Annotated in this window: 7 protein-coding genes; 2 read left to right on the plus strand and 5 right to left on the minus strand. The window is 58.0% G+C overall.

What is annotated here, in order from left to right; genetic code table 11:
• Positions 1 to 228: 228 nt before the first annotated feature.
• Both ACB040_RS14345 and dsdX read right to left on the minus strand, forming a co-directional pair.
• Positions 229 to 1,560 (minus strand): D-serine ammonia-lyase, encoded by a 1,332-nt coding sequence (locus tag ACB040_RS14345; RefSeq protein WP_371155334.1) that lies wholly within the window; start codon positions 1,558 to 1,560, stop codon positions 229 to 231.
• A gap of 16 nt (positions 1,561 to 1,576) precedes the next feature.
• Positions 1,577 to 2,914 (minus strand): D-serine transporter DsdX, encoded by a 1,338-nt coding sequence (gene dsdX / locus ACB040_RS14350; RefSeq protein WP_371155336.1) that lies wholly within the window; start codon positions 2,912 to 2,914, stop codon positions 1,577 to 1,579.
• Positions 2,915 to 3,137: 223 nt separating this feature from the next.
• On the opposite strand from dsdX, the gene dsdC reads away from it, so the two are divergent.
• Positions 3,138 to 4,082, plus strand: coding sequence for a DNA-binding transcriptional regulator DsdC (gene dsdC / locus ACB040_RS14355; RefSeq protein ID WP_371155338.1), 945 nt, complete (start codon positions 3,138 to 3,140; stop codon positions 4,080 to 4,082).
• Between the two features lie 164 nt (positions 4,083 to 4,246).
• Here the strand turns inward: dsdC and ACB040_RS14360 are convergent, their stop codons facing one another.
• From ACB040_RS14360 to ACB040_RS14370, 3 genes are all read right to left on the minus strand, one after another.
• Positions 4,247 to 4,423, minus strand: coding sequence for a hypothetical protein (locus tag ACB040_RS14360; protein WP_005337704.1), 177 nt, complete (start codon positions 4,421 to 4,423; stop codon positions 4,247 to 4,249).
• A 311-nt stretch (positions 4,424 to 4,734) separates the two neighbouring features.
• Complete coding sequence (locus ACB040_RS14365) at positions 4,735 to 5,184, minus strand: C40 family peptidase (RefSeq protein ID WP_005337703.1); 450 nt, start codon at positions 5,182 to 5,184, stop codon at positions 4,735 to 4,737.
• Positions 5,185 to 5,378: 194 nt separating this feature from the next.
• Positions 5,379 to 6,287, minus strand: coding sequence for a hydrogen peroxide-inducible genes activator (locus tag ACB040_RS14370; RefSeq protein WP_371155341.1), 909 nt, complete (start codon positions 6,285 to 6,287; stop codon positions 5,379 to 5,381).
• Positions 6,288 to 6,433: 146 nt separating this feature from the next.
• Here ACB040_RS14370 and ACB040_RS14375 point away from each other — a divergent pair, with 146 nt between their 5' ends.
• Positions 6,434 to 7,036 (plus strand): peroxiredoxin C, encoded by a 603-nt coding sequence (locus tag ACB040_RS14375; RefSeq protein WP_005337701.1) that lies wholly within the window; start codon positions 6,434 to 6,436, stop codon positions 7,034 to 7,036.
• Positions 7,037 to 7,381: the final 345 nt, after the last annotated feature.

Raw genomic sequence — 7,381 nt, forward strand, 5'->3', positions numbered from 1 at the left:
ATCAGGCATGATGGTGTAAAGTCACGACCCGGGCAGAGAGCCCGATGGGCAATCTGGCGGCGAACGTGACGTGAGATGTCAAAAAATGAGCGCCATTTTAGCACAAACTGACCAACTTGGGGAAATTGTCGCCATGGACTGTGACAGAACAGCCCCATCCCCTTGTTCCCAAAACAGAAAACCCGCCGTGATGGCGGGTTGATTTGCAGATAAATGTGGCAAAACAGCCTAGATCTTGGCGCTGGCCAGGTACTTTGCCATCTCTTCTGCGGGCACCATGCCACCGCCGGTGGCCCACACCAGATGGGTGGCCTGTGCCATGGTTGCGGCATCGCAACCACGCCCGGTGAGCCACTCGGGATTGGCTGCCACCCGCCACGGGCCGGCCATACCCGCCAGAGCAGAAGGTTCGAGTGTGATCTGTTCATCGCGCGCCAGCAGTCCCAGCAGGTCATACATCTCCTGATCGCTCAGGGTGTAGAAGCCATTGAGCAGTCGTTCCATGGCGCGGCCGACGAAGCCGGAGGCGCGACCTACCGCGAGGCCATCGGCTGCGGTGAGGTTATCGATGCCCAGATCCTGCACCGCAATGGCATCGTGCAATCCTGTGTGGACCCCCAGCAACATGCAGGGGGAGTGAGTGGGCTCGGCGAAGAAGCAGTGGACGTTGTCTCCGAACGCGAGCTTGAGACCAAAGGCCACCCCGCCCGGGCCGCCGCCTACGCCGCAGGGCAGGTAGACGAACAGCGGGTGGTCGGCATCCACCTTGATGCCCATCTGGTCGAACTGCTTTTTCACCCGCTCGCCCGCCACCGAGTAGCCGAGGAACAGGGTGCGGGAGTTCTCGTCATCGATAAAGAAGCAGTTGGGATCGCGCTCGGCCTCTTTGCGCCCCTGTTCCACCGCAACCCCGTAATCTTCGGCATATTCGACCACGATGGCGCCATGTTCACGCAGTTTGCGTTTTTTCCACTCCCGCGCGTCGGCCGACATGTGGACGGTGACGGTAAAGCCCAGCTTGGCGCTCATGATGCCGATGGACATGCCAAGGTTGCCGGTGGAGCCTACCGCGATGCTGTACTGGCTGAAGAACTGGCGGAACTCCTCGCTAAAGAGCTTGCGGTAGTCATCCTCTTCTCGCAGCAGACCGGCTTTGATGGCCAGCAGCTCGGCATGGGCCAGCACCTCGTAGATACCGCCACGGGCCTTGATGGAGCCTGAGATGGGCAGGTGACTGTCTTTTTTCAGCAGTAGTCGACCGGTGACCTCAACCCCGTAGCGCCGGTGGAGCGTAGCCTGCATCGCCGGAATAGCGGCGATCTCGGACTCCAGAATGCCGTTGCTGGTGCGGGTCTCGGGGAAGGCCTCGCACATGTAGGGGGCAAAGCGGGCCAAGCGGGCGGATGCGTCTGCCACATTGCTGCTATCGAGCCCCACATAGGGCAGACCGGCAGCCAGAGTGGTGGAGTTGGGGTTGAACCAGGTGACTGGCTCAAGCGCGATCAGGGATTGCACCAGTGGAAATTGCGCTGTGAGTTGTTGGACGTCGATGTTTTTCATAGTGTTCTCGGTCTTGTTACACGATATAGGAGAGCAGGAAAGTACCGGCCAGCGCCATCAGGGAGGCGACCAAGGTGGCGGTGGTGTAGTACTTGAGCGTTTCGTTCAGGGTGGCGCCGCAATACTGCTTGACCAGCCAGAACAGAGAGTCGGTCACCATGGTGCAGCCAATGGCGCCAGAGCCGATGGCCAGGGTCATGATCTCCGGGCTGATGTTCGGGTAGTGCACCATGATGGGGGAGACGATGGCGGTGGCGCCCATCATGGCGACGGTGGCGGAGCCCACGGCGGCGTGCAGCACGATGGCCACCAGCCAGGCCAGCAGAATCGGGTGCATATCCAGCTGGGAGAGGATAGTGGCCAGACTATCGCCCAGCCCGCTTGCCTTGAGCACGCCGTTGAAGGCGCCGCCCGCTCCGATAATGAGCAGGATATTGGCGATGGAGGAGAAGCACTCCTCGGTCTTGTTGAGCAGCCCTTCCATCTTCATCTGCTGGCGGATCCCCAGCACGTAGTAGGCGGTGAAGGCGGCGATAAACATGGCGGTGATGGGGTTGCCGATAAACTCCAGCAGGGTGTAGAGGTGGCTGGCGTGCTCCATATTGAGCTCGGCGACCGTCTTGGCCAGCATCAGCAGGATGGGCAGCAGCACGGTAAAGAGCGAGGCGCTTAAGGTCGGGAGAGTGGCCTCATCGCGCGCTTTGATGTCGGCAAAGGCTGCGGGCACCTCCTTGAACGGGAGCCGGTTACCCAGCAGTTTGAGGAACAGCGGGCCGCCCACCAGCGAGGCAAACAGCCCGACCGCGAGGCCATAGACGATGACGGAGCCGATGTCAGCCCCCAGCTGATTGGTGACGTAGAGGGCTGCCGGGTGCGGCGGCACTATGCAGTGCACGGCCATCAGGGCGGTGCAGAGCGGAATGGCCAGGGTCAGCAGCGAGGTTCTGGTCTTGCGGGCGATGGAGAAGGCGAGCGGGATCAGCAGCACTACCCCGACTTCGACAAACAGGGTGATGCCGCACACCAGACCCACCAGTACCATGATGACATCCGGCGAGAGCCAGCGGCATCTCTGCAGGGCGAGACCGATGCGCTCTGCTGCCCCTGACACCTCCATCATCTTGCCAAGTATGGTGCCAAGACCGATGATGGCGGCGAGAAAGCCTAGCGTGCCGCCAATGCCCGCTTCCATGGTGCTGACCATCTTGAGGGGCTCCATCCCCATCAGGGTGCCCACATAGAAGCTTGCCAGCAGCAGGGCAAGGAAAGGATGCACCTTGCCCTTCACTATGGTGACCACGATAAGAACGATGCTACTTAGCAAGGTAGCGATGACCCATACCTCTGAACTCATACTGCGCCTCGACATCTGTTGTGTGTGATTGTTTATGCGCTTATTGAATGAAAATGGGGCGGGGCTGACAAATGATGAAATCGACTACTTGGGTGATCTGAGGTGATGCAAAGGCGCTACATTGGTCACAATTTATCGAAATCAAACTCTTTGGGTCTTTTGGTTTCATCTTTAAGGAGGCCTGTGGGTGTATCATCGGTGGCCATTGCGAAGAGGGGGATGAATGTATAACGGGGATAATTACATATCGCGCAACAAGCTGCTGAGTGGCTACCAGCTGGCCAAGCTGCACACCTTCGAGGCGGCCGCCCGCCACGGCTCCTTTGCCATGGCTGCTGATGAATTGTCGCTGAGTCCCAGTGCCGTGAGTCACCGGATCAGCGCGCTGGAAGAGGAGCTGGGGTTCAAGCTCTTTGAGCGTTTTCACCGCAAGGTGATATTGACGGCAGATGGGCAGCGGGTGTTCTGGGCGCTCAAATCTTCGCTGGAGTTCATCAATCAGGAGATCCTGGAGATCAAGAATCAGGAGCTCTCCGGTACCCTGACCATCTATTCGCGTCCCTCCATCGCCCAGTGCTGGCTGGTGCCCAGGTTGGCGGATTTCTCCCGCCTGCATCCGCAGATCGAGCTCAATATCATCACCGGCAACGAGAACATCAACCTGCATGGTTATGGCATCGATTTGACCCTCTATTTCGATGAGAAGAGCCCGGAGCGGCTTGCCATCCACCCGCTGATGGATGAGTTCATGCTGCCGGTCTGCAGCCCGGAATATGCCGAGCAGCACGGGCTTGTCGGCAATCCCGCCAACTTGTCCTTGTGCCGTCTGCTTCATGATCGGCAGGCATGGGGATTTGACTCGGATACCGATGAATGGAGCAGTTGGGCTCGCCACGCCGGGGTCAGCCTCGAGGCATGCCAGCTGAGCATGGGTTTTGATCGCTCGGATCTCGCCATCATCGCCGCCATGAATCACGCCGGGATCGCCATGGGGCGCAAGAATCTGGTGAGCAAGCGACTGGCACGCAACGAGCTGGTGGCCCCTTTTGCCGGGCTGGAGATCAAGTGCGAGCAGCGTTATTACATGGCGACCCTGCCCAATCGGGCGTGTCCCAAGATCCAGGCCTTTATCGACTGGGCGCAGGAAATGGCTGCCGAGATGGAATGAACAGAGGCCGGTGCGCAAAAGCAAAATGAAGATGGTAAAGCGCGAGTGAACGAAGGTAGCGGTTTAACGTAGCGGGAAAATTGGGGGAGAGGGGTTGGCTGATGGTGGTTGGTCGCGAGTGGCCTTGCTGCCAACCGTGGCTGGCAGCAAGGGAGCAGTCAGGGTCAGGTGGTCTTTTCCAGATGGTTCTGGTAAATCTGCTGCCACTTGTCCAGTTCGTTTTCATCACCCTGCTGCTGCCAGAACTCGCAGATGGAACTCGCCATCTCGCATGCCATGGCGTGGTCACCGTCACGGCGACTCATCAGGTATTGCCCCAGCCAGCTTTGATACTGTTTCATTGCACGATCTCCTTATCTATTTAACCCTTGATACTGCAGCTGTGGGCCACCCGTCCGGCAGTGTTGCGCCACACTCCACTTTCGCCGCGCGCTGCTTGTTATCGCCTCGCTTGTTGTCAATCAGGACAGAGAGCGTATGAGAAAAAGGCGAAAGTGTTAAAAATTGGCCACCACCTTATCACAAAATGGTGTGATATGCAGGCTTTGGGGCCAATTGAGTTATAAGCGTGGGTTGTGTGTCCCGACATAGCGACAGGGATTGACGGAGAGTATCGGCACGCAACTTGTGCCGCAAGCAGGCGTTTGAGCGGCTACTGGGTCACCCGACGTGCCTGCCAGTAGCGACTGTTCCAGTAGACGTTGTCGAGGCGGGAGCGGATCACTCCCTTGCTGGTGGAGGCGTGAATAAACTCGCCGGCACCTGTGTAGACCCCCACATGGTATTGCTGCCAGCCGGTCTTGAAGAAGACCAGATCCCCGTGTTGCAGCCGGTAGCGATCCACCGGTTTGCCAATGCTGGCCTGAGATTCGGTGGTTCTTGGCAGGTTGAAGCCCAGCACCTGACTGTAGGCGAGCTGGGTGAAGGCGGAGCAGTCTAGCCCGGCGCGGCTGGCGCCGCCCATGCGGTAGGGAACACCGCGCCATTGTTGGTAGAAGCCATCAAAGGCACTGCTCTGCCGGGGGGCCGGAGGCGGCTCCGGCGTGCTGGAACAGGCGGCCAGCAGCAGAGTCAGCAGGGATAGCAGCAGCTTGCGATACATCGGGCTCTCTCCACGGACGGGTCTACCAAACGAGACATTTATCGAACGCCATATCCTGCCAAATCGTTCTGGCGGCAGGAGGGCACGCGACAACTTTTCCATCATAAACAGGGATCTGGCTCCAGACCTAGTCTCCGAGAGGAAAAATGTGGCGGGGAACTGAAAAACGCCAACCCGAGGGCTGGCGTTTGTTGTCACTCGTTGTGGCTGATCAGCGGTTTAAGCAGCTCGGCCAGTTTGTAGAAGGTCTGTACCCGAGTGGTGCTAGGGCGCCAGACCAGCCCAATCTCGCGATAGGAGGTCTCTCCCGGCAGCGGGATGGCCACCAGAGCGGAGTTGGCAAGAATGCCGGCATCGATGGCCATCTGCGGCAGGAAGGTGGTGCCAAGACCCGCTTCCACCATTTGTACCAGGGTGTGCAGGCTGGTGGCGGCGAACGGGTTGATCTTGCTCTTGTCCCGCAGGCGGCAGGCGCTCACTGCGTGCTCGGTGAGGCAGTGCTCCCGCTCTAGCAGGAAGATGCTCTGGTTGGGCAGCTCCTTGTAGTCGAACGGGGTATGCAGACCGGCTGCCATGCTGGCGGGCATCACCATGTGGAACGGATCCTGGCCGACGGTCTTGCAGTGAAATCCCCCGATCTCGATGGGCAGGGCGAGGATCAGCAAGTCGAGCTGACCCTGTTCCAGCTGCTTGAGCAGATTGCTGGTGGTGTCTTCACGCAGCAACAATTCGAGGTCAGGATAGGTTTTGCTGCACTCTTTCAGCAGCTTGCTCAACAGGAAGGGGGCGATGGTGGGAATGCAGCCAAGACGTACCGTCCCCTGCATCACGCCGCCCTGATGTTGCCCGAGCTCCATCAGATCCCGCGCATCGGAGAGCAAATTGCGAGCGCGCTCGACGATTTCCATGCCGACCGGGGTCATAATGAAGCTCTTGTGGTCCCGCTCCACCAGTTGCAGGTTCATCATGTCCTCCAGCGCCTGGATCCCGGTACTCAGGGTCGACTGGCTGACATGACAGGCCTTGGCGGCGCGGTTGAAGTTCTTGTGCTCATCGAGAGCGACCAGATATTGCAGCTGTTTGAGGCTGGGCCAACGTTGCATAGAAAAACCCGATTAATGCTATCTATTTAATTTGATTTAACTAATCTACCACCGGGTCTATAGTTTGTCGCTTGAATTAGATGGACTTGGCTCTAGGTAGCCCAATCCTCACCGGATTGTTCACTTCACATAAAGAGGAATTGAATATGGTATTGGTAGGCCGTCCCGCACCCGATTTTACCGCCGCAGCTGTTCTGGGTAATGGCGAGATCGTTGATTCATTCAACCTTTCATCCCACATCAAAGGCAAAGCTGCCGTTGTCTTCTTTTATCCGCTCGATTTCACCTTCGTCTGCCCGTCCGAGCTGATTGCCTTCGATCACCGTTATGAAGAGTTCCAGAAGCGTGGCGTGGAAGTGATCGGTGTTTCCATCGATTCCCAGTTCTCCCACAATGCATGGCGTAACACCAAAGTGGAAGATGGCGGTATCGGTCAGGTCAAGTACCCGCTGATCGCCGACGTGAAACACGAAATCTGCAAAGCCTATGACGTTGAGCATCCGGAAGCCGGTGTGGCGTTCCGTGGTTCCTTCCTGATCGACAAGAACGGTGTCGTTCGCCATCAGGTTGTCAACGATCTGCCGCTGGGCCGCAACATCGACGAGATGCTGCGCATGGTCGATGCCCTGCAATTCCACGAAGAGCACGGCGAAGTGTGCCCGGCTCAGTGGGAAAAAGGCAAAAAAGGTATGCAAGCCTCTCCGGACGGCGTTGCCAAGTACCTGTCCGAGAATGCTGACTCCCTGTAATCGGGTCGTACTCTCCTTGAAGAACCGGCGTCTTGGCGTCGGTTTTTTTTATACCTGTGAGTCATCTATCCCCCTGACATCACCGGTCACACTCTTCTCGCTCCTTCGCTCCTTCGCTCCTTCGCTCCTTCGCTCCTTCGTTATTCCAAGCTGCCGTTCGCTGGCGTACTCGTTGTTTCGAAATGAGGTGCTGATCCGAATGGCTGGGTGGGGGGATATGCCGACAGACAATTGTGTCTAGTCCTGAAATAGGTTTACACATTTTCAACTAGCATTTCTCTACTCAGAACCCCCTATGTACCGCATCGGGGGTTCTGTATTTCAACGCATGATGCGGCCGCTCCG

The organism is Aeromonas sp. S11(2024) (genome assembly GCF_041402345.1).
GTDB lineage: Bacteria > Pseudomonadota > Gammaproteobacteria > Enterobacterales > Aeromonadaceae > Aeromonas > Aeromonas veronii.

What these genes read in the sequence shown, in the direction of transcription:
- ACB040_RS14345 (WP_371155334.1), bottom strand. Translation starts at nt 1,560, where the DNA reads ATGAAAAACATCGACGTCCAACAACTCACAGCGCAATTTCCACTGGTG.
- dsdX (WP_371155336.1), bottom strand. Translation starts at nt 2,914, where the DNA reads ATGAGTTCAGAGGTATGGGTCATCGCTACCTTGCTAAGTAGCATCGTT.
- dsdC (WP_371155338.1), top strand. Translation starts at nt 3,138, where the DNA reads ATGTATAACGGGGATAATTACATATCGCGCAACAAGCTGCTGAGTGGC.
- ACB040_RS14360 (WP_005337704.1), bottom strand. Translation starts at nt 4,423, where the DNA reads ATGAAACAGTATCAAAGCTGGCTGGGGCAATACCTGATGAGTCGCCGT.
- ACB040_RS14365 (WP_005337703.1), bottom strand. Translation starts at nt 5,184, where the DNA reads ATGTATCGCAAGCTGCTGCTATCCCTGCTGACTCTGCTGCTGGCCGCC.
- ACB040_RS14370 (WP_371155341.1), bottom strand. Translation starts at nt 6,287, where the DNA reads ATGCAACGTTGGCCCAGCCTCAAACAGCTGCAATATCTGGTCGCTCTC.
- ACB040_RS14375 (WP_005337701.1), top strand. Translation starts at nt 6,434, where the DNA reads ATGGTATTGGTAGGCCGTCCCGCACCCGATTTTACCGCCGCAGCTGTT.